Annotated in this window: 25 protein-coding genes; 9 read left to right on the top strand and 16 right to left on the bottom strand. The window is 63.3% G+C overall.

The window, feature by feature from the left end; translation table 11 throughout:
- Positions 1-67 precede the first annotated feature (67 nt).
- From MHM88_RS12105 to MHM88_RS12090, 4 genes are all read right to left on the bottom strand, one after another.
- The gene (locus MHM88_RS12105) at positions 68-1,849 is read right to left on the bottom strand and encodes an acyl-CoA dehydrogenase C-terminal domain-containing protein (protein ID WP_239365118.1); all 1,782 of its coding nucleotides are present in this window, start codon (positions 1,847-1,849) and stop codon (positions 68-70) included.
- Positions 1,850-1,914: 65 nt separating this feature from the next.
- Entirely contained in the window at positions 1,915-2,316 is a 402-nt protein-coding gene (locus MHM88_RS12100; protein ID WP_009176619.1) for a MerR family DNA-binding transcriptional regulator, read from the bottom strand.
- A gap of 339 nt (positions 2,317-2,655) precedes the next feature.
- Positions 2,656-2,919 (bottom strand): hypothetical protein, encoded by a 264-nt coding sequence (locus MHM88_RS12095; RefSeq protein ID WP_239365115.1) that lies wholly within the window; start codon positions 2,917-2,919, stop codon positions 2,656-2,658.
- Positions 2,920-3,033: 114 nt separating this feature from the next.
- Positions 3,034-3,405, bottom strand: coding sequence for a MerR family DNA-binding transcriptional regulator (locus tag MHM88_RS12090; RefSeq protein WP_239365112.1), 372 nt, complete (start codon positions 3,403-3,405; stop codon positions 3,034-3,036).
- A 125-nt stretch (positions 3,406-3,530) separates the two neighbouring features.
- Between MHM88_RS12090 and MHM88_RS12085 the strand changes: the two genes are divergently transcribed.
- From MHM88_RS12085 to MHM88_RS12075, 3 genes are read left to right on the top strand one after another with little or no spacing between them, the layout of a single operon-like run.
- A complete protein-coding gene (locus tag MHM88_RS12085; RefSeq protein ID WP_005629591.1) occupies positions 3,531-3,953 on the top strand; it encodes a PaaI family thioesterase in 423 nt (140 codons plus the stop codon).
- Positions 3,950-4,468, top strand: coding sequence for a PaaI family thioesterase (locus tag MHM88_RS12080; RefSeq protein ID WP_239365109.1), 519 nt, complete (start codon positions 3,950-3,952; stop codon positions 4,466-4,468). The genes MHM88_RS12085 and MHM88_RS12080 overlap by 4 nt, the downstream gene beginning before the upstream one ends.
- A gap of 18 nt (positions 4,469-4,486) precedes the next feature.
- Entirely contained in the window at positions 4,487-5,809 is a 1,323-nt protein-coding gene (locus MHM88_RS12075; RefSeq protein ID WP_239365106.1) for an MATE family efflux transporter, read from the top strand.
- Between the two features lie 318 nt (positions 5,810-6,127).
- Here the strand turns inward: MHM88_RS12075 and MHM88_RS12070 are convergent, their stop codons facing one another.
- Complete coding sequence (locus tag MHM88_RS12070; protein ID WP_239365102.1) at positions 6,128-7,708, bottom strand: bifunctional UDP-sugar hydrolase/5'-nucleotidase; 1,581 nt, start codon at positions 7,706-7,708, stop codon at positions 6,128-6,130.
- A 189-nt stretch (positions 7,709-7,897) separates the two neighbouring features.
- Between MHM88_RS12070 and MHM88_RS12065 the strand changes: the two genes are divergently transcribed.
- From MHM88_RS12065 to MHM88_RS12055, 3 genes are read left to right on the top strand one after another with little or no spacing between them, the layout of a single operon-like run.
- Complete coding sequence (locus MHM88_RS12065) at positions 7,898-8,236, top strand: DUF952 domain-containing protein (RefSeq protein WP_239319366.1); 339 nt, start codon at positions 7,898-7,900, stop codon at positions 8,234-8,236.
- 37 nt (positions 8,237-8,273) lie between these two features.
- Positions 8,274-9,332 (top strand): quinone-dependent dihydroorotate dehydrogenase, encoded by a 1,059-nt coding sequence (locus tag MHM88_RS12060; protein WP_239365099.1) that lies wholly within the window; start codon positions 8,274-8,276, stop codon positions 9,330-9,332.
- A 6-nt stretch (positions 9,333-9,338) separates the two neighbouring features.
- Positions 9,339-9,641: a DUF1992 domain-containing protein gene (locus MHM88_RS12055; RefSeq protein ID WP_239319373.1), complete on the top strand. Its 303-nt coding sequence runs from the start codon at positions 9,339-9,341 to the stop codon at positions 9,639-9,641.
- Between the two features lie 84 nt (positions 9,642-9,725).
- On the opposite strand, the gene MHM88_RS12050 is transcribed toward MHM88_RS12055, so the two are convergent.
- Complete coding sequence (locus MHM88_RS12050; RefSeq protein WP_239365096.1) at positions 9,726-10,205, bottom strand: MarR family winged helix-turn-helix transcriptional regulator; 480 nt, start codon at positions 10,203-10,205, stop codon at positions 9,726-9,728.
- Positions 10,206-10,382: 177 nt separating this feature from the next.
- Here MHM88_RS12050 and mnmH point away from each other — a divergent pair, with 177 nt between their 5' ends.
- The gene (mnmH, locus tag MHM88_RS12045; RefSeq protein ID WP_239365093.1) at positions 10,383-11,435 is read left to right on the top strand and encodes a tRNA 2-selenouridine(34) synthase MnmH; all 1,053 of its coding nucleotides are present in this window, start codon (positions 10,383-10,385) and stop codon (positions 11,433-11,435) included.
- Between the two features lie 6 nt (positions 11,436-11,441).
- Here the strand turns inward: mnmH and selD are convergent, their stop codons facing one another.
- From selD to MHM88_RS12010, 7 genes are read right to left on the bottom strand one after another with little or no spacing between them, the layout of a single operon-like run.
- A complete protein-coding gene (gene selD / locus MHM88_RS12040) occupies positions 11,442-13,604 on the bottom strand; it encodes a selenide, water dikinase SelD (protein WP_239365090.1) in 2,163 nt (720 codons plus the stop codon).
- 33 nt (positions 13,605-13,637) lie between these two features.
- Positions 13,638-14,015, bottom strand: a complete 378-nt coding sequence (locus tag MHM88_RS12035) for a Na+/H+ antiporter subunit G (protein ID WP_239365088.1) — start codon at positions 14,013-14,015, stop codon at positions 13,638-13,640.
- Between the two features lie 10 nt (positions 14,016-14,025).
- A complete protein-coding gene (locus tag MHM88_RS12030) occupies positions 14,026-14,295 on the bottom strand; it encodes a K+/H+ antiporter subunit F (protein WP_239319384.1) in 270 nt (89 codons plus the stop codon).
- Positions 14,292-14,789: a Na+/H+ antiporter subunit E gene (locus tag MHM88_RS12025; RefSeq protein ID WP_239319386.1), complete on the bottom strand. Its 498-nt coding sequence runs from the start codon at positions 14,787-14,789 to the stop codon at positions 14,292-14,294. The genes MHM88_RS12030 and MHM88_RS12025 overlap by 4 nt, the downstream gene beginning before the upstream one ends.
- Positions 14,789-16,432: a monovalent cation/H+ antiporter subunit D gene (locus MHM88_RS12020; protein ID WP_239365085.1), complete on the bottom strand. Its 1,644-nt coding sequence runs from the start codon at positions 16,430-16,432 to the stop codon at positions 14,789-14,791. The genes MHM88_RS12025 and MHM88_RS12020 overlap by 1 nt, the downstream gene beginning before the upstream one ends.
- The gene (locus MHM88_RS12015; protein ID WP_239319389.1) at positions 16,429-16,782 is read right to left on the bottom strand and encodes a Na+/H+ antiporter subunit C; all 354 of its coding nucleotides are present in this window, start codon (positions 16,780-16,782) and stop codon (positions 16,429-16,431) included. The genes MHM88_RS12020 and MHM88_RS12015 overlap by 4 nt, the downstream gene beginning before the upstream one ends.
- A 2-nt stretch (positions 16,783-16,784) precedes the next feature.
- On the bottom strand, positions 16,785-19,646 hold the full coding sequence (locus tag MHM88_RS12010) for a monovalent cation/H+ antiporter subunit A (protein ID WP_239365082.1): 2,862 nt from the start codon (positions 19,644-19,646) through the stop codon (positions 16,785-16,787).
- 305 nt (positions 19,647-19,951) lie between these two features.
- Between MHM88_RS12010 and MHM88_RS12005 the strand changes: the two genes are divergently transcribed.
- Positions 19,952-20,428, top strand: coding sequence for a rhodanese-like domain-containing protein (locus MHM88_RS12005; protein WP_239365079.1), 477 nt, complete (start codon positions 19,952-19,954; stop codon positions 20,426-20,428).
- Complete coding sequence (locus MHM88_RS12000) at positions 20,416-21,273, top strand: PHB depolymerase family esterase (RefSeq protein ID WP_239365076.1); 858 nt, start codon at positions 20,416-20,418, stop codon at positions 21,271-21,273. Before MHM88_RS12005 ends, MHM88_RS12000 begins: the two co-directional genes overlap by 13 nt.
- 94 nt (positions 21,274-21,367) lie before the next feature.
- Here MHM88_RS12000 and mdoH read toward each other — a convergent pair whose 3' ends face one another.
- From mdoH to MHM88_RS11985, 3 genes are read right to left on the bottom strand one after another with little or no spacing between them, the layout of a single operon-like run.
- Positions 21,368-23,260: a glucans biosynthesis glucosyltransferase MdoH gene (mdoH, locus tag MHM88_RS11995; RefSeq protein ID WP_239365074.1), complete on the bottom strand. Its 1,893-nt coding sequence runs from the start codon at positions 23,258-23,260 to the stop codon at positions 21,368-21,370.
- The gene (locus MHM88_RS11990) at positions 23,261-24,787 is read right to left on the bottom strand and encodes a glucan biosynthesis protein (protein WP_239365072.1); all 1,527 of its coding nucleotides are present in this window, start codon (positions 24,785-24,787) and stop codon (positions 23,261-23,263) included.
- Positions 24,784-26,061 (bottom strand): OpgC family protein, encoded by a 1,278-nt coding sequence (locus MHM88_RS11985; protein ID WP_239365070.1) that lies wholly within the window; start codon positions 26,059-26,061, stop codon positions 24,784-24,786. The genes MHM88_RS11990 and MHM88_RS11985 overlap by 4 nt, the downstream gene beginning before the upstream one ends.
- Between the last annotated feature and the right edge of the window lie 7 nt (positions 26,062-26,068).

The following is a 26,068-nucleotide window of genomic DNA, read 5'->3' as shown; positions in this document are numbered from 1 at the left end:
CGCCCCGGCGGCCAAGGGTGGATATGCCCCAAACGGGGCACATCCCATGTCATATCGCTCAGCGCGATCAGAACTGTGCGGCGTCGAGCGCCATCACCGTGTCGGCACCGGTCTCGATGCGGGCAAGGTGCAGTTTGGTCGCGGGCAGTTGACGTGCCATGTAGTAGCGGCCGGTGGCGAGTTTTGTCTCGTAGAACGCCGCGTCAGAGGCCCCGTCGTCAAGCGCCTTTTGCGCGGCTTTGCCCATCATCGCCCACATGAGGCCAAGGCAGACATGGCCGAACATATGCATGAAATCGGTGGAGCCAGCGAGCGCGTTGTTGGGGTTCTTCATGCCGTTTTGCATGAAATACATCCCCGCCGCTTGCAGATCCTTGGAGGCCGCCTTCAGAGGCTCGATGAAGTCCTTGGCGTAGTCTTCGGAAATCTCGGCGTTTTCCTTGCAGAACCCTTTGACCATATCAAAGAAGCCCATCACATGTTTGCCGCCGTCCTGCGCCAGCTTGCGGCCCACCAGATCCAGCGCCTGCACACCGTTGGCGCCCTCGTAGATCATCGCGATACGGGCGTCGCGGGTGTATTGCGACATGCCCCATTCTTCGATGTAGCCATGGCCGCCATAGACCTGCTGGGCCTGCACGGTCATGTCATAGCCCTTGTCGGTCAGAAAGCCTTTGATGACCGGCGTGAGCAGGGAAATAAGACCATCGGCGTCCTTGTCTTCAGAACGATGCGCCTTGTCGATCATGGTCGCACCCCAGAGGATGAACGCCCGCGCGCCCTCGGCAAAGCTCTTTTGATCCATGAGGTTACGGCGAATATCGGGGTGTACGATCAGCGGGTCGGCCGGACCATCAGGGTTTTTCGCGCCGGTCACGTCACGGCCCTGAAGGCGGTCCTTGGCGTATTCCACTGCGTTCTGATAGGCGGCCTCTGCCTGCGCCAGACCCTGCATGCCGACACCCAGACGGGCCTCGTTCATCATGGTGAACATGGCGCGCATGCCCTTGTGCATATCCCCCAAGAGCCAGCCGGTCGCGCCATCATAGTTCATCACGCAGGTGGAGTTGCCGTGGATGCCCATTTTCTCTTCGATCTTGCCGACCGAAACGCCGTTGCGCTCACCGGGAGTGCCGTCCTCGTTCACGATGAACTTCGGCACGATAAAGAGCGACACGCCCTTGATGCCCTCGGGGCCGCCGGGGATCTTGGCCAGCACCAGATGGATCACATTGTCGGACATGTCGTGATCGCCAGCGGAGATAAAGATCTTCTGGCCGGTGATCTTATAAGAGCCATCGTCCTGCGGTTCTGCTTTGGTGCGCATCAACCCCAGATCGGTGCCGCAATGGGGCTCCGTCAGGTTCATGGTGCCGGTCCACTCGCAAGAGACCATCTTGGACAGATAGGTGTCTTTTTGTGCGTCGGTGCCATGCGCCAGAATGGCCGAGGCCGCGCCATGGGTCAGGCCCTGATACATGGTAAACGCCTGGTTCGCGCCGGAGAAGAACTCGCCCACGGCGGTGCCGATCACATAGGGCATATTCTGGCCGCCGTATTGTTCCGGCATGTCGAGACCGGGCCAGCCGCCTTCTTTCACCTGTTCAAACGCGGCCTTAAAGCCGGTCGGGGTGTAGACCACACCGTTTTCCAGACGGCAGCCCTCGGTGTCGCCCACCACATTCAGCGGGTGCAGCACGTCGCGGGCGATCTTGCCGGCTTCTTCCAGAACGGCGCCGGTGAAATCGGGCTCCAGCTCGTCATAGCCGGGGATTCCTGCGTCCTTGATGTTCAGCACGTCATGCAGAACAAATTGGGTGTCCTTGGTGGGGGCGGTATAGCTCGGCATCGCGGTCCTCAAAGGTTGGATGTGGTGCGTTTAGCGGTTCAATCAGTCGGGCAGGGCGGTGAGGTTTACTCGGCCGCCTTGGCGTTTGTTTTCATCGAGGCGATGACTTTCTCGCCCCATTTCAACTGATCCTTCAGGTCATCAATGGCCTCGGTCAGCTCGTCGCGCTGGCGCTCCATATCGGCCAGACGCTCTTGCGCGATCTCATAGGTGCGGCTGAGCTGCGTCAGCTGCTGGTCGCCCATATGATACAGGTCGAGCAGCTGGCGGATTTCCTCAAGGCTGAAGCCAAACCGCTTGCCGCGCAGGATTAGTTTCAGCCGCGCCCGGTCGCGCTTGGTAAAGAGCCGCTTTTGTCCGTCCCGGATCGGGAACAACAATTCCTTGGCTTCGTAAAATCGCAACGTGCGCGGCGTTACTCCGAACTCGTCGCACATCTCGCGAATGGATTTGGTGTCTTCACTCATGGGGCGTCACTCAGATGTTGCTTTACGTTGGCGTCGTCTGCGTAAACCTTGGCGGCTCTTGTCGAGAGTTACAACATGAACTTGACGTTTACGTAACTCCGACGCCGCGTCATTTTGAGGGGTGACGTGGTGGCAGGGCGATTTGACGTGACGTCGTGAGCCGGAAGGGCAGGAAATCGCCGAAGCTCTCCGGCGCAACGACCGGAAAACAAGCGTAAAATAGGGCTTTTCCTGTGCAGGTGGGGGCTTTGTCGTGCCCGTTGGCGTGACGGGTCTATCTGCACTGGAAATTCTGGTGTGACTGTCAGCGAAGTCGACAGAGCGGGTCCACACGGCCTCTCACTCTGTTGGAAATCTCTGGTTGGTTCGGGCCTCTGTCAGCAACGAACCGTCTTCGAAACACTTTAATCTTTCCCGGGCGACGCGGATGAATGCCTCCACGATGCCGAGATCAATGTCGTTGCCAAAGGTGTTGAGTGTGAGTGTATTGGGGCCATCGCAGCGAGATATGTCCGCAAGTACATCGCCGTATTCGTCGATCAGCTCCACTGACAAACAATTGCCTTGGACGTTTCCGGCGACTTGCCAGCGAAAGTTCTTCATAGATGTTTCATGGCTGAAAGGTCCAAGCGTGCATCACGACTAGGGTGCAACCGCAGTTGAGATATTGGCTCCGATCCAAAAGCCAGGCCGGGTCTTGCGCCTCTGAAGAGCAGATCAGTCATCCAGCAGGTTCAGGGTCACCTTGCGCAGGTCGGTCAGCTCTTCCATCGCCTCGTTGATTTGCTGGCGCTGGAGTTCCAGTTCCTTCAGTTGCCGGTCGGCCATCTCGATAAAGGCGCGGTTTTGCGCTTCGTCGCCTTCCTTGTCGTAGATCAGCAACCACTGGCGGATCTCTTCGAGCTGAAAGCCGAACTTGCGCCCGCGCAGGATCAGCTTCATCCGCGCCACGTCGCGCGCGCCGTAGAACCGCGAACGCCCCTGACGTTCGGGCTGCAACAGCTCGATATATTCATAGTACCGAAGGGTGCGCGGTGTCACATCGAACTCGGCGCACATCTCCTTGAATGACAGTTTTGTTTCGGTCATCCATGTCCTCCCTTGCTCGGGCAACCTAAGCATCTGAACCGAGCGGTGCAACTGGGAGTTTTGCAAGCCTTGCGCTTTGCCCCCATGCACGGAATAAATGAGGCAAATCCGGCAAGGAGCAAGTCATGGCTGACAAAACCCAACTGGCGCGCCAGTTCATTGAGGCGATCCCGCACTCAAAGGCTTTGGGGATGGAGCTGACCGAGATCGGCAATGGGCGCGCGGTGATCGTGATGCCCTATGATAAGAAACTGATCGGGGATCCGGATACCGGTGTGATCCATGGCGGTGCAGTTTCGGCCCTGATGGATACCTGCTGTGGCGCGGCCGTGATGAGCCACCCGAGCGAGCCGTCGAGCACCGCCACCATCGATCTGCGGATCGATTATATGCGCGGGGCGACGCCGGGGCAGACCATCACAACTACCGCAACCTGTCACCATGTGACCCGCAATGTCGCCTTTGTGCGCGCGGTGGCGACGGATGAGGAAACCGAAGTGCCCGTCGCAACTGCCTCTGGCGCCTTCACGCTGGAGCCAAAGCAATGAGTCGCCCCCGTCCTGAGCCTGTGCAAGTGATCAAGCAACGCCGCGATGCGGCCCTTGCGGCCTTGGTGGAATCGGTGCCCTACATCGGGTTTCTCGGCATCACCTTCGAGCGGCGTGGCGATGAGCTGACCTCGACCATGCATTTTCACAACAATCTGATCGGCAATCCGATGCTGCCCGCGATCCACGGTGGGGCGACGGCGGCCTTTCTGGAGGTCACCTCGGTGATCACCCTGCAATGGTTCCACCTCTGGCCGCAGTTCGAAAGCGGCGAGTTGGACGTGGAGACGATGACCGCGGGACAGATGCCGCGCTTGCCAAAGACCATTGATTTCACCGTGGATTATCTGCGGTCCGGCCTGCCGCGCGACTCTTATGCACGGGCCACGGTCAACCGCTCGGGGCGGCGCTATGCCTCGGTGCATGTGGCCGCCTGGCAGGATCACAAGGACAAGCTCTTTGCGCAGGCAACGGGGCATTTCCTGATGCCGCAGGACCGGCGTTCCGGCACTTAATCACAAAGGTCGACATCCATGTCCGAGGCATCTGGCCCTATCACCCATGGTCGGGTGCTCAAAATCGCGCTGCCGATCGTCTTGTCCAATGCGACCGTGCCGATCCTCGGCGCGGTGGACACGGGCGTCGTGGGACAACTGGGCGAGGCCGCCCCCATTGGCGCGGTGGGGGTAGGCGCCGTGATCCTGTCGACGCTTTACTGGGCCTTTGGGTTTCTGCGCATGGGCACCACCGGGCTTGCGGCGCAGGCGCGTGGGGCCGGAGATGTGGCCGAGACCGGTGCGCTCCTGATGCGGGGGCTGATGCTGGCCTTCGGGGCGGGTGTGTTTTTCATCCTTGCACAGGCTTTGGTGTTCTGGGGGGCGTTTGCCCTCGCGCCCGCCAGTGCCGAGGTGGAAGGGCTGGCCCGGGCCTATCTGGAGATCCGCATCTGGGGCGCCCCCGCGACCATCGGGCTTTATGCGGTGACCGGCTGGCTGATTGCGGTGGAGCGTACACGCGCGGTGTTCCTGCTTCAGATCTGGATGAACGGGCTGAATATCCTGTTGGACCTGTGGTTCGTGCTCGGGCTTGGCTGGGGTGTCGAAGGCGTTGCGACAGCGACGCTGATTGCCGAGTGGTCGGGGCTGGTGCTGGGACTGTGGTTCTGCCGGTCGGCCTTTGCGGGCGATCAATGGCATGATTGGGCGCGGATCTTTGATCGGGCGCGCATCAAGCGGATGATGCAGGTCAATGGCGACATCATGGTGCGGTCGGTGCTGCTGACGCTGTCGTTTACGACCTTCCTGTTCATCGGCGCGGATATGGGGGATGTGACGCTGGCGGCCAATCAGGTGCTGATCCAGTTTCTGGAGATCACCGCCTTTGCGCTGGACGGGTTTGCGTTCAGTGCCGAGGCGCTGGTGGGCGGCGCGGTGGGCGCGCGCGATCCGCAGCGCTTGCGCCGGGCGGCGCTGGTTTCCAGCCATTGGGGGATCGGCTTTGCCGCACTGCTGGCGCTGGGGTTCTGGGGGCTGGGGCCGATGCTGATCGACCTGATGACCACCGCGCCGGAGGTGCGCGAGACCGGCCGCACGTATCTCGTTTGGGTGGCGCTTGCCCCGCTCGTCAGCGTTGCCAGCTACATGTTCGACGGGATCTATATCGGCGCCACATGGACCCGCGACATGCGGATTGCGGCGCTGCAATCGGTCGCCGTCTATGTCGGGGCCTTGCTGGTTCTGGTTCCGGCTCTGGGCAACCACGGTTTGTGGCTGGCGCTGATGGTGCTGAACCTCACCCGGGCCGTGACGCTGGCGCTCCGCTATCGGAGGCTGGAGGCCGGCGTGGCGGCTGCCTGATACTGCTCTGGTTGGTCTGGACGGGCCGTTGCGCTGACCGCGGCATTGGGTGCGCTTTGCGATCTCGCGAGAGAGGTTGCGCTTTGCCAAGCAAATCGCCGGGGGGCAGGCCGCGCCTTCGGCGCGGCCTGCTGGTCCCCTGAGGTCACCGGATCGCACTGGCTCAGGCCAGGGCGATGCCGGGGTGGGTCAGGTTTCCCTGGCCGGTTTTCTGTTTCCGGTTTTCTGTTTCCGGTTGCCCCTGCCGGATCGCTCCGACAGGGGACATGCAGGCTGGAGCAACGGATCACAGGGGGCGAGTGTTGCTCCGGCGTGGGCTTACTTCTGGCTGATGCGACCGTCAGTATAGGCGCTGTAGGGGCCAGCCTCGGCAAGGTATTCAGCCACCACATCGGCAAGATCGGGGCCGAAGTCATAGGCGTTCTTGTCGTCGCCGGCGAACATCTTGTAGCCGTCGCCGCCGTTGCGGACGTAGTTGTTGGACACCACGCCGTAGGTCTTGGCGGGATCGATCGCCACCCAGGCATCGCCCTCCATGACCATCACGTCAGAGACCCGCGCGCCCGGTTCCTTGGCCGGGTCGAAGGCGAACTTCATGCCGGCGACCTGCGGGAAACGGCCTGCGCCCTCCTCGATCTGACCCACGCCGTTTTCCAGCGCGTCGATCATGGTCTGGCCGCTGACCTCGAAGGTCGAGAGCGTGTTCTGGAACGGCAGCACGGTCAGCACTTCGCCCATGGTCACCTCGCCCGCGTCAATGGAGGCGCGCAGCCCGCCGCCGTTCTGGATCGCGATCGAGACGCCCTGGTCCTTCACCCGCGCCAGCATCGCATCGGCCACCAGATTGCCCATCGAGCATTCGCCCGCACGGCACACATCGCGAGAGCCATCGACAGTATCGGTGGTTTCGGCCACCACGCGGGTTTTCATCTCTTCGATCGGGGCGCCCATCTCGGCCACGCGGGCGGCGATCTCCGCATCCGGCGTCACCGAGGCGTCGAGCAGGATCGGGTCGCCCTCGGCCGCAGTTACATTGCCTGCGTCGTCAAAGGTCACCGTCAACTCGCCGAGGTATTTGGAGTAGGCATAGGCCTGCACCACCGGCACATCGCCGACCATGGTCGGGTAGGGGCCCGCCGCGCGATCAGAGGTGTTGGACAGGAGCGTGTGCGAATGACCACCCACAACCACGTCCAGGCCCGGAACCTGTTCCGCGATTTCCAGATCCTTGGCCAGGCCCACATGGGTCAGGGCGATGATCTTGTTGACGCCTTCGGCTTGCAGCGCCTCCACATCCGCGGCCAGGCTGTCGATCTCGTCCTGGAACACGACGTTCGGCCCCGGCGAGGAGGTCTCGACCGTGTCGGTCGCAAGCGCGGAGATGATGCCGATCTTTTCGCCGCCGACCTCCAGCACCACGTGGTTGCCGACCTTGCCCTTCAGCAGCGGTTCGGAGCTGAGGTCGAGGTTGCCGGAGATCACCGGGAACGACACGGTATCGACGAATTTCTCCAGCCCGGCCGGGCCGTCGTCGAATTCGTGGTTGCCGACGGCCATGACGTCATAGCCGATGGCCTCCATGAACTCGGCCTCGGCTGCGCCCTTGTAGGTGGTGTAGAACAACGAACCCTGGAACGGGTCGCCCGCATCCAGAAGCAGGACGTTCTGTCCCTCAAGCGCCGCGCGCATTTCGTCGACCTTGGTCTTGATGCGGGCCACTCCGCCGAAACATTTGCCTTCGGCCTCGTCCTCTGCGCCGCAGGTGGAGTCGTATTTGTTGATCGACTCGATGCGGCTGTGAATGTCGTTGGTGTGCAGGATGGTCAGCTTGTAGTCCGCCGCCGCAAGGCCGGCGGTCAGGCCAAGCGCGGCCACGGATGTCAGGAAACGTGCGATCATAGGATAAACCCTCACCTTTGTTATGCCACCTCTACCGGCGGTTGTTATTCGACCAATATTCGGGATCTTTGTCCAAACAGTCAAAACCAAATTATCATGACAGGGATATATCGACGCAGGGGAAACTTTGCGCTGCCCATTGCACAAGCGCCCTTGCGCAGCAGGGGTGTCTGAGGGCATGAGGTTCCCATGCTGATGTACAAGATTTTCCGTGACGACGAATGGCGCGCTTTTGAGGCCGCCGGTGAAACCGATGGCGCGCCCGTGGATCTGGCGGACGGCTATATCCACTTCTCGACAGCCCAGCAGGCGGCGGAAACCGCGGCCAAGCATTTTGCCGGGGCCGAGGGCCTGTGGCTCCTGGCGTTTGACGCCGAAGCGATGGGCGAGGCGCTGAAGTGGGAGCCATCGCGCGGCGGGGCGCTGTTCCCGCATCTCTATCGCCGCTTGCAGTTGACCGAGGTGCTCTGGGTCAAACCCTTGCCGCTGGTCGACGGCCAGCATCAATTTCCCGCCGAGATGGTCTGAGACCCCCGCGCTGCGCGCACCAAAGGAGACATGGCGAATGAAGCTGTCCGAAACACTGGCGCTGGCGGTGATGCATCGCCTGGACCCCGAAACAGCCCATGGACTGTCCATCAAGGCGCTGAAATCCGGTCTCACACCGCGTCCGGGGCCTGTCACCTCGCCGCGGCTGAAGACCGAAATCGCGGGGCTGCGCCTGCCCAATCCGGTGGGGCTGGCCGCAGGGTTTGACAAGAATGCCGAGGCGCTCGGCGCGCTGACGCAGGCGGGCTTTGGTTTCATCGAGGTCGGCGCTGCAACACCGCGCCCGCAGCCCGGCAACCCGAAGCCCCGCCTGTTCCGGCTGAGCGAAGATCGCGCGGCGATCAACCGCTTCGGCTTCAACAACGAGGGCATGGACGTGATCGGCGCCCGGCTCGCCAACCGTCCAAAGGATGGCGTGATCGGCCTCAACCTCGGGGCCAACAAGGACAGCGACGACCGCGCACAGGATTTTGCCCGGGTGCTGCGTCACTGCGGCGCGCATCTGGATTTTGCCACTGTCAATGTGTCCTCACCCAATACCGAGAAACTGCGCGACCTTCAGGGCAAGGCTGCGCTGTCGGCGCTGCTGGCTGGGGTCATGGACGCCCGCAGCAGCCTCGAACGCCCCATTCCGGTGTTCCTGAAAATCGCACCCGATCTGGATCAGGCGGGGCTGGATGACATCGCGGCAGTGGCGCGCGACAGTGGCATTGACGCGGTGATCGCCACCAATACCACGCTTGCGCGAGACGGTCTGAAAAGCCCGCATCGGGCGGAGGCTGGCGGCCTGTCCGGCGCACCGTTGTTTGACAAATCCACCCGCGTGCTGGCGCAGCTGTCTGCGCGTCTCGACGGCGCGGTGCCGATCATTGGCGTCGGGGGAATTTCCTCGGCAGAACAGGCCTATGCCAAGATCCGGGCCGGGGCCTTGGCGGTGCAGTTCTATACCGCGCTGGTCTATGGCGGCCTGTCCCTGGCCGCAGAGATCGCCACGGGGGTTGATACGCTTCTGGCGCGCGACGGCTATGACACCGTGGCGCAGGCTGTCGGCACCGCGCGCAGTGACTGGCTCTGACGGGCGATGGACCACCCGCTGATAGATCTCATCAACGCGCGAATTGCTGCCGCCGAAAAAGACGGAGCCTTTGATAATCTCGAAGGGGCAGGCCGTCCTTTGCCCCCATGCGATGATCCCGACAATGCGGTGATGAACAGACTCCTGCGGGACAATGGCGCGGTGCCCGAAGTGGTCGCGCTCAGCCGTGAGCTGGCCCGATTGCGTGCGGAGCTGAACGAGACCAGTGATCGCAGCAAGCGTCGCCAGATCATCTCCGATTTGTCCATGACAGAGGCGCGGATCGAACTGGCCCGCAAACGGGGCTGAGGCACGCAGGCGCACGCGGGGTTTCCGATCTGGCATTCTCCGGCCTCGGACAACAGATGCTGCGCGCCTGTGCGGCAGTGCGCGTTATGCGCTTCGGACCATGGGTGGGGCGTCGTGATCGCCCGCTTCGGCGGCCTCGGTGGCCTTGCGCAACAGCTGCAGCATGTCTTGGCGTTCACTGCGGGACAGGCCAGCGAGGATATCGGTTTGGAGCGCTTCGACCAGCGGGCGGGCGGCGGCGTGCAGGGCCGCACCGGCAGGGGTCAGATGCAGGCTGCGCGCCCGGCGATCCTCGGGGCGCACCTCGCGCCGGACCAGATGTTTCAGATCGAGGCGTTCCACCACTTTGCCGAGTGTCGCACGATCATATCCGATGAGTGCTGCCAGCGTTGCCTGATCAACCCCGGGCCGGGCAGCGAGTGCGGCCAGTGCGGCATATTGCACCGGGGTCAGGTCAATGCTGGCGTTGGACATGGCGGCCGCAAACCGTGCGACAGAGATCTGGTTCAACCGGCGGATCAGCGTGGCGGGCAGGTGATCAAGTTCCAATTCGCGCTCGGGCATGGCGGGCCTTTGGGTCAATGATGCGGGGAGTATGTCCCCAAATGCGGCCAGGACGTGGCCAGAAGGCACCTCATGCGCGGGCGGATCGTTCGCGGGCCGGTTGCATTCGGCGCAGACATGCCCCGGCGCGAGTGGATAGGTATTTTGTTGTCGCACCGGTGAAGATAGAGATGGGGCATGGCTCTGACGTTTCAAACACTTTCCGATTTTCTTTCGCATGGGCACGATACCGTGATCGACGTGCGCAGCCCGGCAGAATACGCCGAGGACCATGTGCCCGGCGCGATCAACCTGCCGGTGCTCGACAATGAGGAACGGGCCGAGGTGGGCACGATCTATGTGCAGGAAAGCCCCTTTCGCGCCCGCAAGATCGGCGCGGCGATGGTGTTTCGCAATGCCGCCACCCACATCGAACGGCGGCTGAGCCATCACGACGGCAGCTGGAAACCTCTGGTCTATTGCTGGCGCGGTGGGCAGCGCTCGGGCAGCTTTACGTGGATGTTGAGCCAGATCGGCTGGCGGGCCGAGGTGGTCCAGGGTGGCTACCAGAGCTATCGCCGTCTGGTGCATGCCGCGCTCTATGAGGCGGGGCTGTCGCATCGGCTGATCTTGCTGGACGGGTTGACCGGCACTGCCAAGACCGAGATTTTGCAGCAGGTCGCCGGGATGGGCGGTCAGGTTCTGGATCTGGAGGGGCTTGCGGGGCATCGCGGTTCGCTCTTGGGCGAGATGCCGGGAGGGCAACCAAGTCAGAAACGGTTCGAGAGCTATATCGCCTGCGCGCTGGCGCAGATGGACCCGGCGCGCCCGGTGCTGGTGGAGGCCGAAGCCAGCAAGATCGGGGCGCGCATCCTGCCGCCCAGCCTGTGGGAGGCGATGAAAGCCGCGCCGAGGATTGATCTGGAGGTGCCGTTTGAGGCCCGCTGCGCCTATCTGGTTGAGGCTTACGATGACATTCTGTCAGACGCGGACCACCTGCGCGCAAAGCTCGGGCCTCTTAGGGAACATCGCTCTGGTGCGGTGGTGGAGGACTGGTTCGAGCTGATCGCGGCGGGGGATAAACCAGCACTGGTGGCGCGGTTGATGGCAGACCATTACGACCCGGCCTACCGCAAGGCCCGCAGCCGCTACGCAGTATGCAACCAACGCCAGATTGCGCTGCCGGGATTAAGCGCGTCGGATCGCACGCAGGCCGCAGCGCGCGTATTGGAGGTGATGGCAGCTCTTTGAGCTGGGTTATCGCAGCACGATACCTTCGTCAGGGCCGCGCATTTCGCCAACCTTTGCAGCATGGTAGCCGTGGTTTTTAAGCTGCTCCAACACCTGTGCAGAATGTTCGGGGGCGACACAGGCCAAGAGACCGCCCGAGGTCTGCGGATCAAACAGCAATGCCCGCGCGCCTGCGGTGCCGATGCCGGGCAAAAGAGCCGCATTGTCGTCAAAGATCGTGGACCGCACGCCCGCCTCGGCAAGTTCGCGTGCGCCCTCCATCAAAGGGATCGCGTCACATGTGACCTCTGCGCCCAGATGCGAGGCCTCGCACAGACCCTGCAAGTGACCCAGCAGACCAAAGCCCGTGACATCGGTCATGGCGCGCGCCACGGGGCGCAGGACCTTGGCGGCGTTGCGTTGGCTCTGACACATCAGATCAAGCGCGCCCGCAACCCAGGCCCCGCGCGCCTGTCCCGCCATTTCGGCGGCTAAAATCGTGCCTGACCCCAAGGGTTTGGTCAGGATCAGGTGATCGCCCGCGCATGCGCCAGCAAGGGTGATGGGGGGCGCGTCACAAAGCCCGGTGACGGTGAAGCCGACGGTTAGTTCCTCCCCCAAAGAGGTATGGCCGCCCACGATGGCGGCACCTGCGGCTTTCATCTCTTGGTGGGCGGTTTCCATGATCTCGGACAGTAGCCGTTCCTGTAGGTCGGGCGACTGGAGGGGCAGGATCAGGGTGACCGTCGCGGCCTGTGGCCGTGCGCCCATCGCCCAGATGTCATTGAGCGCATGTTGCGCAGTGATCGCGGTCATCGCCACCGGGTCTTCGGTAAAGGCGCGCAAGTGGTCGGTGCTGATGACCTGCATGGCCCCGCCGACCGTCAACTGTGCTGCGTCGTCGCCCGGCAGCGGGGTCACATCCGGGCGCGACGCGCCGTGGTATGCGCCAAGCCCCTGTTGCAGCGCTGTGCGCCCGACCTTGGAGCCGCAGCCGCCGCACATGGGTTTCGAGCCAAGTGCCTCCTGCATGCCCTTGGCGTGGGTGCGGGGCAGGGCGGGTGGGGACATGACCGGCAATGACGTGAATTTCCCCATGAATTTACGGTCGATGTGATCTTTCCAGCGCCACAACAGCCCACCGGAAAAGCTACGCCCGTTGCGATCCGCAAGAGCGGATTTTCCGCCCATAGAAATGAGCTTGAGGTAATCCTGCTGCGGGTGATAACTCTTGAATGCGCCTCCCGCCAGCATGGCCTTGAGGTTGTGAAAGAGCACCGGCGCTTGCCGCACCGCGTAGACGCCCGCCTTGGGGCGCGGGGCATGCGCCATATAAGCGCAATCGCCGGTGGCAAAGACGTGAGGGTCAGAGGTTTGAAGACGCTCAGAGACCACAAGCGCGCCGTCATGGAGCGCAAGCCCGGAGGTCGCAAGCCAGCCATAGGCGCGCGCGCCCGCAGCGCCAACACTGAAATCGCTGGAGATGTCGCGCCCGTCCCTGAGGTGAATGCGGCCTTCGCTCAGGCGCTCTATCGGCGCATGTTCCAGCACCGTAACACCATGCGCATCCATTGCCTTGCGCAGGCGCGATTGGCTCTGAGAACTCAGCACGGAGAGCGCAGCGTCACTGTCGATCAAGGTCGCCTGTGCCAGTCGGTTCTTCTGGCGCAGAGCATGTGACATGGCAAGGATCAGCTCCACCCCGGCAACGCCACCGCCGATACAGGCGATCCGGGCGGGGTCGCTGCCGGCACGAAAGGCATCCCAGCTTGCGGCAAACTCTCCCAAGGGTTTGGCAGGAATGGCAAAATCGGCAAAGCCCGGCAGCTCCGGCATGGCCGAGGTAATCCCGATGTCGAGAGAGGCCACATCATAGGAGATGGCCGGGCGGCCCGGCACGGTGATGCGCTTGGCCTCGGGGTCGATCTCTTCGGCGGCTCCCAGAATGAGCCGCGCCCCGGCAAAACGTGCGAGCTTCACTAGGTCAATGTCGAGCGCATCGCGGTCGTAATGACCGGCCACAAATCCCGGCAGCATACCGGAATAGGGCGCGGTGGGGCCGGGGTTGATCAGGGTGAGACGTACGCCCGGCAGCGGGTTCATCCCCCACATCCGCAGCAGCAGCGCGTGGGTATGGCCGCCTCCCACAAGAACCAGATCGCGGGTCAGGGGAAGACGGGGTGCGTGCATCGGGGCCTCCGGGTGGCGGCCGGTCCCCAAACGCTAGGCTTCGGGCGTGTCGGCCGAACGATGTTCAGGTTTGTTATGCGTCGCCCAGAGTTCGCAGTCGCCGGGGGCGGGCAGGTCTTTGGGCTTTGTCTGCTGGTTGATGAACACCTTGGCAAGAAAATTTGCCGTGACCGGAGCGGAGACCAGCAGGAACAGGGTGATCAGCAGCTCATGAGCAGAGAGGCGGCCCTCATAGACCACCGCATGCAGCATGGAGCCCAAAAGCACGCCGCCGACGCCGAGCGTCGTCGCCTTGGTGGGCGCATGCATGCGCGACATCGGGTCGTTGAGCTTGAGCAGGCCAAAGGAGCCGACAAAGCCAAAAAAGCCCCCCAATACGATGAACCCGGTGATGAGAAGGTCGAGAAACATGTCTGTCTCCTCACTCGATGATGTTGCCGCGCAGCAGGAAGCGCGCATAGGCCACGGTGGAGATGAAGCCGAGCATGGCCATGATCAGCGAGGCCTCAAAGAAGATTTCCGAGCTCAGGAACACCCCGAACAACACCACGAGGGCGATGGAGTTGATGAACAGGGTATCAAGCGCAAGGATGCGGTCGGTGACCTCGGTGCCGGTCACCACTTTCCACAGGTTCATCAGCATCGCCAGGGCGAAACAGCCGAAGGCGAAGATGTAGGCGTATTCGATCATTCGAAAATCTCCTTCAGGCGGCGTTCATAGCGGGTCTTGATTTCATCGCGGACAGAGGCGGTGTCGGGCGCGTGCAGGCAGTGAACCAGCAGGTGACGCCCATCAGCCGAGATATCCGCAGTCAGGGTTCCCGGTGTCATGGTGATGGTTCCGCCAAGCATCGCGATGGCCTCGGGCGTGCGGATGTCCAGCGGGATTTCGACCCATGTGGGCTGACGTTTGCTGTTGGGCATGAACAGGATGATCCGCGCCACGGTGATATTGGCGATCACGATATCCCAGAACACCAACAGCACATAGGTCGCCAGCCGCAGCGGGCTTTTGAGCTTGGGGCGATTGGGCCAGTAGGGCTGGGTCACCACCGGGATCAACAGGCCGAGGAAAAAGCCGAACACCAGCGAGTTGAGCGAGAAACGATTGACCAGCAGCAGCCAGATCACCGTCAGCATCAGCGTCAGCAACGGGTGCGGCAGAAGGCGGTTCAGGAGCTTCATCAATGGCCCTCCTCTTGGATCTGCGCCGCATCGTCGTGGCTGTCGTCGCTGCCATACCCATCGGCCTTGGCCGGGTCGACAACGGGACGGTCACGGTTGGCCAGAACCGTCTCGATATAAGCCTCGGGCGCAAAGAGATCCTGCGCGGTGGCGGTGGTGTAGCGGGTCATCGGACCGGCAAAGACGGTGAGCGCCACCAATCCCGCAAGCAGACCGAAGGTGGCGACAAAGGGCAGCGCGGGCGCGCGCGGTGCGGCGGGTGCGTCGTCCTGATCGACCTGTTCCAGTTCGATTTCCGGTTCTGCGATGGTGTCGTCATGCTGCAACCCGTGGCTCTTCCAGAAGATCAGCGTGCCGGCGCGTGCAAACCCCATGATGGTGATCAGAGAGCTGACCAAGATCACGGCCCAGACCCAGATCACAAGCGTATCCCCGCGCGCGGCGTCGAGGATCAGCAGTTTTCCCAGAAAACCGGACAGGGGCGGCATGCCTGCGGTGGCGATCGCAGCAACAAAGAACAGCACCGATATGAGACCGCTTTGCGCCATCACAGGTTGCGGCATGATCTCGCCGCCCTGCCGTTGCCGTACCATGTCGGCGACCAGGAACAGCGCTGCGGCGGCAAGGGTCGAATGCACAGCGTAATAGAGCGCCGCGGCAGCGGCCTCCGGCGTGAACAGGGCGATCGCGGTCAAAAGCGTGCCAACGGAGGTGATCGCGCCAAAGGACATCAGGCGACCGATCTCCTTGGCGCCCAGAACACCGATCGCACCGATGGCCACGGTCAGGAGTGCTGCTGGCAGCAACCAGTCGCCCACCAGCCCCTCGACCACCGCCACATCGGGGCCGAAGATCAGCGTGTAGACACGCAGGATCGCATAGGCGCCGACCTTGGTCATGATCGCAAACAGCGCCGCCACCGGCGCAGGCGCGTTGGCGTAGGAGGCCGGCAGCCAGAAGTGCAGGGGCAGCAGCGAGGCCTTGATCGCAAAGACCAGGAGCAGCATCGCCGCCCCGACGCGGATCAGGGCGCTGTCTTCGGCCGGCAGCTCTGCCACGCGGACGGCAAGATCGGCCATGTTCAGCGTGCCGGTCACCGCATAGATGGTGCCAAGCGCAAACAGGAACAGGGTGGATCCCAGAAGGTTGAAGACCACATATTGCACGCCCGCCTGAAAGCGCCGGGCGCCGCCGCCGTGGATCATCAGACCGTAGGAGGCGATGAGCAGCACCTCGAAGAACACAAACAGGTTGAAGGCGTCACCGGTCAGGAAAGCGCCGATGATGCCCATCAGCTGGAACTGGTAGAGCGCGTGGAAGTTGGCCCCGCGTTCGTCCCACTTGCTGCCGATGGCATAGAGGTTGACGGCCAGCGCCAGCAGCGTGGTCAACAGCACCATCATCGCCGACAGCCGGTCCAGCACCAGCACGATGCCGAAGGGCGCTTGCCAGTCCCCCAGTTCGTAGACCTGCACCGTGCCGTCGGCGGCCTGAACCGCCAGGGTCAGCGCGATGGCAACCAGAAGCACATTCGACGCCAGCGAGAATATGCGCTGCAAATCGATATGATAGCGCAGCGTCATGATGATGAAGGGCGCCACCAGCGCGGGCAGCACGATGGGCGCAATCAGAAGGTGGTTCATGCGTCCTCTCCCTGCGCGGGCGCAGTGTCGTCCATGTTGATATTGTCATTGCGGGCGCTGAGGAACGCCCCGAGCGCCACCATCACCACCACCGCGGTCATGCCGAAGGAGATCACGATCGCCGTCAGCACCAGCGCCTGCGGCAGCGGGTCGGAATAGGCGATGTCCTCGTATTTGTTGAGGATCGGCGGCGCGTTTGTCACCAGTCGCCCGGAGGCGAACAGGAAGACGTTCACGGCATAGGACAGCAAGGACGTGCCCAGGATCACCGGAAACGTCCGGCGGCGCAGGACCAGATAGATCCCCGCAGCGGTCAATAGGCCAACGGCAGAAGCCAGAAGGAGTTCCATGCTCAGACCTCTTTGGTGTCATGCGCCGCGTCATCGCGGGCGGGGTTGATGTCCATGGCGTGCTCGGTCGAGGTGCCCGGTTGCCAGGCAAAGCGGCTGAGGCTTTCCAGCGCCAGCATCACCGCGCCGACAACCGCGAGGAACACGCCGAGATCGAACAGCGCGGCGGTGGCCAGTTCGAATTCCTCCAGCGGCGGCAGGTGCACATAGCCGAAGGCAGAGGTCAGGAACGGTTGGCCATTGAACCAGGCACCAAGCCCGGTGGCCGCGGCGATCAGCACGCCGGAGCCGATGATGCCGTGATAGGGCATGCGCTGGCGCTCTGTCGCCCAGCCGAACCCGGAGGCCATATACTGCATGATCACCGCGATCGCCGCGATCAGACCGGCGATAAAGCCGCCGCCGGGCAGGTTGTGACCGCGGAAGAAGATATAGGCCGCAACCATCAGCGCCACCGGCATCATCATCCGCGTCACCACCACCATCATGCCGGGATGGCTGTCGCCCGCCTGTTCGATGTCGGGTTTGCGGTTAAGGAGATAGGCCCGTACGCGCGTCGACAGCACCGCTTCGGTCAGGGCAAAGATCACCAGCGCCGCGATCCCCAGAACGATGATCTCGCCAAAGGTGTCAAAGCCCCGGAAATCCACCAGGATCACGTTCACCATATTGGTGCCGCCGCCGCCCTTGTAGGAGTTCTCGATGTGAAAGCCCGAGATCGACGGGAAGGCAAAGTCGCGCATCAACAGCGCATAGATCAGCCCCCCGACGCCAACACCGCCAACGATGGCGATGGCGCCGTCGCGCAGGCGCGACAGGGCGGGCGTTTCCACCGGGGTTTCCTTGGGCAGGAAGTTGAGCGCCAGCAACATCAGGATGATTGTCACCACCTCGACCGAGATCTGGGTCAGCGCCAGATCCGGTGCGGAGAGGTAGTTGAACGACAGCGACACCACCAGACCGACGATGCCGATCAGGATCAGCGCCACAAAGCGCTGGCGGTGGAAGATCACGATGCAGCAGGTGGCCACGATCAGACACAGCCAACCGACCACCGGCAGCACGCCGAACTCTTGCGCTTCTCGCGTGGGCAGGCCAAGCGTCCCGGTGCCATAGGCAAAGATGCAGATGGCGACGGTGAAGCTCACCATGATCGCCGCATATCGGGTGAGCGATCCATCATGCAGCCCTGCCGTCACCCCCTGCGTCAGAGCGGTCAGGCGGAGCACGATGGCGTCAAAGATCACCTTGGCCTCGGGGCGGGGCAAGGCGTTCCAAGCACGCTCCAGCGGGCGATGCAGGGCCAGCAGGACCAGACCACCGACCACCGCGGTGATCGACATGTAGAGCGCGGGCGTAAACCCGTGCCAGAGCTTCAGCGAATAATAGGGCAGTTTCTCGCCACCAATCACCGCACTGGCGGAGGCCGCAACAAGCGGGCCCACCAGCTTGGCCGAGAACAGACCGATCAGCACGACCAGTACCACCAGCAGTGCAGGCGAGGCCCACATACCAAAGCCGGGGTCATGTGGCTTGGCCGGATAATCCTCGCGCTTGGAGCCGAGGAAGACATGCGCAATATAGCGGAAGGAATAGGCCGCCGAGAACATCGCCGCGAAGGTCGCAAGCCCGGCCACCATGTAGGCGGAGTTGAGCCATGTGGTCTTCTCTGCCGCATCCAGCATCATTTCCTTGGACAGGAAACCATTCAACGGCGGGATACCGGCCATCGACAGCGAGGCGACAGCGGCGATCACAAAGGTCACCGGCATCAGGTGACGCAGGCCACCCAGACGTTTGATGTCGCGGGTATGGGCCTCGTGGTCGACGATCCCTGCCGACATAAACAGCGCCGCCTTGAACGTGGCGTGGTTGATGATGTGAAACACCGCCGCGACGGCTGCATATTTGGTGCCAAAGCCCAGGAGCATGGTGATCAGCCCCAGATGCGACACGGTGGAAAACGCCAGCAGCGCCTTCAGGTCGTCCTTGAACAACGCGATCACCGCGCCGATCACCATGGTCACGAGGCCCGTGGTCGCGACGATATAGAACCATTCCGGCGTGCCAGCGAGCACCGGCCACAGTCGCGCCATCAGGAACAGGCCCGCCTTTACCATGGTGGCGGAGTGCAGATAGGCCGAAACCGGCGTCGGCGCCGCCATCGCATGCGGCAGCCAGAAGTGGAACGGGAACTGTGCGGATTTGGTAAAGGCCCCGATCAGGATCAGGATCAGCGCCGGCAGATAAAGGTCGGAGGACTGGATCGCCTCCTTGTTTTGCAGGATGGTGCTGATGTCATAGGAGCCTGCAATCTGGCCGAGGATCAGCATGCCACCGATCATGGCAAGCCCGCCCATGCCGGTCACCGTCAGCGCCATCCGCGCGCCCTGGCGGCCTTCGGGCAGGTGCTTCCAGTACCCGATCAGCAGGAAGGACGACAGCGATGTCAGCTCCCAGAACACCAGCAGCAGCAGGATGTTGTCGGACAGCACAATGCCGACCATCGCGCCCTGGAACAGCAGCAAATAGGTATAGAACTGCCCCATCGGGTCCTGCCGCGACAGGTAGAACCGCGCATAGAGGATGATCAGCAGCCCGATCCCGAGGATCAGCGTGGCGAACAGGAACCCCAGCCCGTCCAGAAAGAAATTGGCCGACAACCCCAGCGCGGGAAGCCAGTCGATACCGACCTTCACAACCTCGCCGCGCAGAATGGCGGGGGCGTGCAGCATCAGTCCAATGAAGGCAAGCCCCGTGGCCAGTCCGGCAGAGGCGGCCGAGGCATTGCGACCGGCGCGGATCAACAGTGCGGGAAACAGCGCGCCAAGAAATGGCAAGGCCGCTATCAAGAAAAGGGACACGTCATACTCTCCAGGTCGGGCATATTGTTTTTATGTCGGGCAACAGGCTCCAAGCTGTAGGCTGAGTAAGGAATTTTCCAGTGCTGATCCAGAAAATCCGCACGGAATCTGGCCTGTTTCGCATCGGAAACGCCAAAATGTGACACTGGGCCGCATGTTTTGGGCCGCAACCTGCGATTGCCGCGATGCGGCATGGTGATGACGGGAACTTGATGGCGCAGTGAGGAGGACAGCCGCGCAGGGACGGGCGGCCTGTGCTAGGACCTCGGGGCAAGGACTATGGAGCCGTCACGCAGGAGGTGCAGATGGAAATGTCAGAACCCAGGACGGCGATGTCGCGCCGTCGTCTCCTGTGCGCGGGGGGCGTGATCGGCGTCGCGACCGCTGCCGGTTGGTGGCGGCTCGCGCGCTATCGCCCGTCGCATGAGGGCGGCATGCTCGGCGTTCGGGCGGCGCATGCGCAGGCCCGGGCAGGAGAGATCCTGCTGGTGGATATTCGCACCCCGGGCGAATGGCGCCGGACCGGCGTGCCGGAGGGGGCGGTGCCACTGGACATGCGCCGCGACGATTTCATCGACAGGCTCGACGCCTTCGTGGCTCAGGACCCGACCCGCCCGGTGGCGCTGATCTGCGCAGGGGGCGTGCGCTCGGCCCGTCTCAGCCGCCAACTCCTTGCGGCAGGCTACCAGCAGGTGATCGACGTGCCGGAGGGGCTTCACGGGTCCTCGGCCGGACCCGGCTGGCTGGCGTCCGACCTTCCGGTGCGCCCATGGAACGGTTGATCCCGCTCTGTGTCGCTGTGGCGCTGACCGCAGCCGGCACCGCCCGCGCAGGGTGCGGACCGGTCGAGCCGCAGTGTGAGATTCCGGGCGGCAGCTACGAGATCGCCTTGCCTCCGGCGGCAACAGACACTGCGGGCGATCCGTCACCGATCCCGGCCGTCCTGTTCCTGCACGGTCATGGCGGATCGGCCAAAGGGGTTCTGCGCATGCGCGGCATGGTGGAGGCGGTCACCGCCCGAGGCTATGCGGTGATTGCACCAAATGGGGCGCGCCGTCCCAACGGGCCGCGCAGCTGGTCTTTCCTGCCGGAATTTCAGGGCCGCGATGATTTTGCGTTCCTGCCCGCAGTGGTGTCTGATGCGGCGGCGCGCTTTGATATCGATCCGCAGAACACTGTTCTTGCTGGGTTTTCTTCGGGAGCCTTCATGGTGAACTACCTCGCCTGCGACCAGCCCGAAACCTTTGCGGCCTATCTGCCCGTGTCCGGCGGGTTCTGGCGTTCGCAGCCCGAGAGCTGCACCGGACCGGCGCGGATCTACCACAGCCACGGCTGGCGCGACGGCGTTGTGCCTCTGGAAGGGCGGATTCTCGGCGGCGGGCGGTTCACGCAGGGGGACATCTGGGCCGGGCTGGAATCGTGGCGCGACACGATGGGCTGCGACACCCATGCGCCCGACAGGATCTGGCAGGACGGGGAGCTGAGCCTGCGTCGCTGGCAGTGCGGCGCTGATGCGGAACTGGTGTTCGAGTTGTTTCCCGGAGGGCACATGGTGCCGCCGGGGTGGGCGGATCGGGTCATCGACTGGATCGAGGCAGGTGCAGGCCCGCAGGCCGAGACCGACTGATCCCCCTTTCAAACGGCCAATTGGCCAAAGGGTCAAACGGCGGGCCGGATCTGATGCGCACCATCGCGGGAGGCCGCGACGGTGCGGTCTTGACCTACTCGACTGCGGGCACCGGGGTGTCCGGCCCCTGCAGGTTCTGGCGCAGCAGACTGCGGTAGTGCCGGGCGGCCTTGTTGATGCGGGGTTCCTGCAGGACCTCGGCGGTGCCCATCCACCCTCGCGGCAGGCGCAGGCTGGACAGGGCTGACAGCGGCACGGCCAGCACCAGCGACAGCGCGATCGGCGCAAGCCAGAGCGACACCAGCCCCGCCGCGATCCCGGCCCAGAGAGCCACACCGCTGACCGTTTCCAGCGCGTGGCATTTGAACAGGGTGGCAAGGCTGTAGTGCCCGCCTTCGCGTGCCTGCGGCGACCAGCCCTTTTGCAGCCCGAACAGCGTGCGCAAGACCGCGATCATCTGCTGCACCATCAGGATCGGTGCATAGAGGATGGCCAGCAGGATTTCGGTCGACATCGACAGCAGGAACCGGCCCGTACCGCCATAGTCGCCGAGCCGCCGCCCGGTGAGGGGCAGCGCCGCCACGGACAGCACCTTTGGCAACAACAGCATGGCATAGATCAGAATGATCACCGCCACATGCCGGGGTTCGCTCATGTCGGGCCAGTTGGGACGCAGCGGGTTCTTCTCGGAGAAATAGGTGATGACCGAGCCACCCTCGTCATGGCCGATCAGCGCCCAGATCACCAGGAGCGCGAACCACACCGGCGCCATCAGATAGCCGATGGCGCCATGGGCGAGGTGAAAGCGGGACATGGCGTGAAAGCCCGTGGCAGACAGGATGCGCAGGTGCTGGAGGTTGCCCTGGCACCAGCGCCGGTCGCGCTGGATGTGGTCCACCAGCGTCGCGGGCGTTTCCTCGTAGGAACCGCGAATGCGCGGCAGGAAGCGCACCCGCCAGCCGGCGCGGCGCAACAGGCCCGCCTCGACAAAATCATGGCTCATGATGATCGAGGTGCCGCCCGCAAGCGTGGGCAGTTCCGGCAGGCCCGCACAGGTGGCAAAGGCGCGGGTGCGGATGATCGCATTGTGCCCCCAGTAGTTGCCCTCATGCCCGGTCCAGCGTGCCAGCCCTTCGGCCAAGGCGAGACCGTAGACGCCATTTGCAAACTGCTGCATGCGGCCAAAAACGGATTGCGCGCCAATGAGTTGCGGGAAGCTCTGAATGAGGCCTGCAGCCGGATCCCGCGACAGCGCATCGGTGAGGCGCACGATGGCGCGGCCTGTCATCAGGCTGTCGGCATCCAGCACCAGCATCGCCTCGTAGTCGCCGCCCCAGCGGGTCACCCAATCGTGGATGTTGCCGACCTTGCGGGCGGTGTTCTTCTCGCGGCGGCGATAATAGAGCGTGATGCCGTCGGGCAGCTCTGCCCGGAGCGCCTGCACGCTCTGTTCCTCTTGTGCGGCGATCTCGGGGTCGCGGGTGTCGGAGAGGATGAACATCTCGTATTGATGTGGCCCGCCGATGGCGCGCAGCTCTTCCAGCATGGAGCGGGCATTGCCCAGTACATACCAGGGGACCTCGTTGTAGACCGGCACCAGAAGGGCAACGCGCATCGGCCGTCGCGGTCCCCGCGCGGGCGTCGGGCGGGTGCGCGCCAGGCTGTAGAGACCCAGGAGCACCGTGGAGACGGTGAAGGTGATCCAGAAGAAGTTGAAGGCGATCAGCGTCAGCAGCACCCATTCCAGCGGCGTCACGCCATCAGCGGCAAACCAGCCCTGCATGACCCAGGCCAGTGCTACCGTTGCCACCATAGCGGGAGAGAAGGCGAGGATGCGCCACAGCGCAACACCGGGGGGGCGATCCGATCCGCCTGCCGCACCGGAGGCCGGCGCGCTGGCGTCGTGGAACCGGCGCCCGAAGTCCTGCGCCGGCATCGCCAGCGGAGTCTCGGGAGGCACCAGGGGCGGGGGTAAATCGTCACGCATTTAAACAGTCCACCGATAAAGCCAGACCTCGGAGGCGGCAGCGCCGTCCTTGCGCAGTTGCGCTCGCAGCTCGACGTGAGTCTGCTCACCCGGGTCAAAGGAAAACGCCAGCCGCATGCCGCCGGTTTCCGGGTTGCGTTCGAGTATGCCGTCGCTGGTCTCCAGATGCGGGGAGGAGACGTGGATGGAGAAGTCCTCCGGTGCGGCCTCGAAGATCGGATGCGCCTCGAAGTCGACCACCATCAGCCGGCCCGGATCGCCAAAGATCTTGGCCCCCGAGGCGGTATTGATGACGCGCGGCAGGTCCAGCACAGGTTCATCGCCCCAGGTCAGGCGATACTCAAGATCGACACGCGTGCCAGCGGCATAAGGCACCTGGGGACGCCAGTAGGCGACGATATTGTCGTAGATTTCCTTGTCCGCAGGGATCTCGACCAGCGTCACGGCGCCGCTTCCCCAGTCGCCCTTGGGTTCGACCCAGAGCGAGGGGCGGCGGTGATAATGCGCCTCCAGATCGGCGAAATCCGAGAGCTTGCGCGCGCGTTGCATCAGGCCAAAGCCCATCGGGTTCTCGTCCACGAAGCTGGACACTTGCAGGCGTGTCGGATTGGCGAGCGGCCGCCACAGCACCTCGCCCTGGCCGTTCTTGACCAGCAGGCCGTCACTGTCATGTACGGCGGGGCGGAAATCGTCAAAGCGCTGATGATTGGTGCCGTCAAACAGGAACATCGAGGTGAGCGGCGCAAGGCCCGCATGGCTGAGGTCCTTGCGGGGGAACAAGGTGGCGGTGACGTCCATCACGCAAGGGTTGCCCGGCGTGATGTCGAACCGATAGGCACCCGTCACCGACGGGCTGTCCATCAGCGCATGCACCACCATGTTTTCCTGCAACGGCCCCGGGGCCTCCAGCCAGAAGCTGACGAATTCGGGGAATTCCTCGCCCTCGGGATCGGCGGTCTTCAGCGCCAGTCCGCGCGCCGACAGGCCGTAGTTGTTGCCGTTTGCAATGGCGCGGAAATAGCTTGCGCCCTGAAACACGCAGAACTCGGTCTTCTTGCCCGGATGATCGGGATCGTCGAGATCGGTTCGCAGGCGGAAACCGGAGTATCCCAACGCTCCGTCGCGCGACAGGGTCGGCGAAATCTCTGGGTGGGTCTTGAACCGCGCCATGTCGAAGGCCACGCCGGAGGAGACGCCCTCGGTGACCGCATGGATCTGGACCGGGCGTTCGAAATAGAGACCGGGCAGGAAGAAATCCACGTTGTAGCTGCGGTCGGTATCGGCCCAGAGCGCCTTTGTCACATCGAACTGGATCGACCGGTACTGATCGTAGCTCATGGCAAGCCAGTCATCCGGCACCGAGCTGCGTTCCTTGAACGGACGTTCGGCGAGCGCCTTGGCGCGGGCGATCACATCAGCGCGGGAGAAGGTTTCGCCTCCCGCAGTGGCACGCGCGGCAGGGGCAACCGCGATCAGGGACAGGGCGGATGCGGTTTGCAGGAAGGCACGACGGCTGAATGTGCTCATCGTTTGCGTCTCCACGGTTGGGATTTGAACCAGGCCGCGCCAAACGCGCAGCCGATGATGAGGGCGAAGCCTGCAAGGTTTGCAGCGGCGGTCACGAGGATACCGCGATCCGTCTGATCCAGCGCGGCGCCGATGAACCGGGCCAGCGCCATGGAAAATACAAAAACCGCAAGGCTTTGTTGGCCGACCTTGGTGATCAGCGCGATGATCTTTCCCCAGAGGCGCGACAGCGCAGAGGTGCCGCGCGCCACCAGGTTCTGACCGTTTTCACCGGCCACAAGCCAGGCCAGATACGCCAGCGACAGGAAGTGCATGTAGCGCAGCAGGCCAAAGTCGGTCTTTTCCCGCCATTCGTCGGTGATGCGCCATGCGGGGCGGATGGCCTCGCCCAGATCCGGGGCGGAGGCGTTGAGCCAGCTGAACACTTTCCACGATCCAAAGGGCATCGACAGGATCAGGAAGGCGGCAGCACTCACGGCAAGGGTGCGGCTGACCGGCGGCTTTGGCAGCCAACCGGCCATGAAGGCAAAGCCGGTGAAGAACAGAAGCTGCCAGCCGAAGGGGTTGAAGAACCATTCGCGGTCCGACCAGGGTTCTGCCGGGAGGGACAGACCGTCGGGGCCAAGACCGAGCACATAGGGGTTTGCCAGCAGCCAGAGCGCGATGCACAATCCGGCAACCGCCCAAAGCCCGGCCTTTCGAACCCCCATCACCGCCGGCATCAGGGCCAGGACCACCAGATACATCGGCAAGATGTCAAAGTAGTTCGGCACATAGGTGAGGGTGAAGATCCCCACGATCTGCTGTGTGGTGTTGGAGAAGAACCGGTGCAGGTTCAGCGAGCCGATATAGCTCTTGTCGAACCCACCATAGAGATCAAGCGCGGCCATCGACATGGCGAGGAAGAAAAACAGGCCGATATGGGCCCAGAACACCTGCCAGCAGCGATAGGCCACGCGGGCGGTGCCAAGGCACCAGCCATGACGGGCGAATGACCCGCCAAAGGCGATGGCCGAGGCCATGCCCGAGCAGAACACGAAGATCTCGGTCGCGTCGGAAAATCCAAACCGGGCCGGAATCCATCCTGTCCAGCGGTTGCCGGGAATATGCGCGCACAGGATGATGAACATCGCAATACCACGGTAGAAATCCAGGCGCGGGTCCCGGGGGCGCGGTGCGCCCGCCGCCGCATCGGGCGGGGCACTCATCGCATTGGCGGCCGCGCGGGGAGCACTCCCCTTGTCAGGCGCCGGAAAGGGCGCGATTTCTGCCATCTGTTTT

The sequence above is a fragment of the Epibacterium sp. MM17-32 genome (assembly GCF_022348205.1).
Taxonomy (GTDB): Bacteria; Pseudomonadota; Alphaproteobacteria; order Rhodobacterales; family Rhodobacteraceae; genus Epibacterium.
The sequence above is the reverse complement of the archived record's forward strand: the minus strand, read 5'-3'. Positions and strand labels throughout refer to the sequence as shown.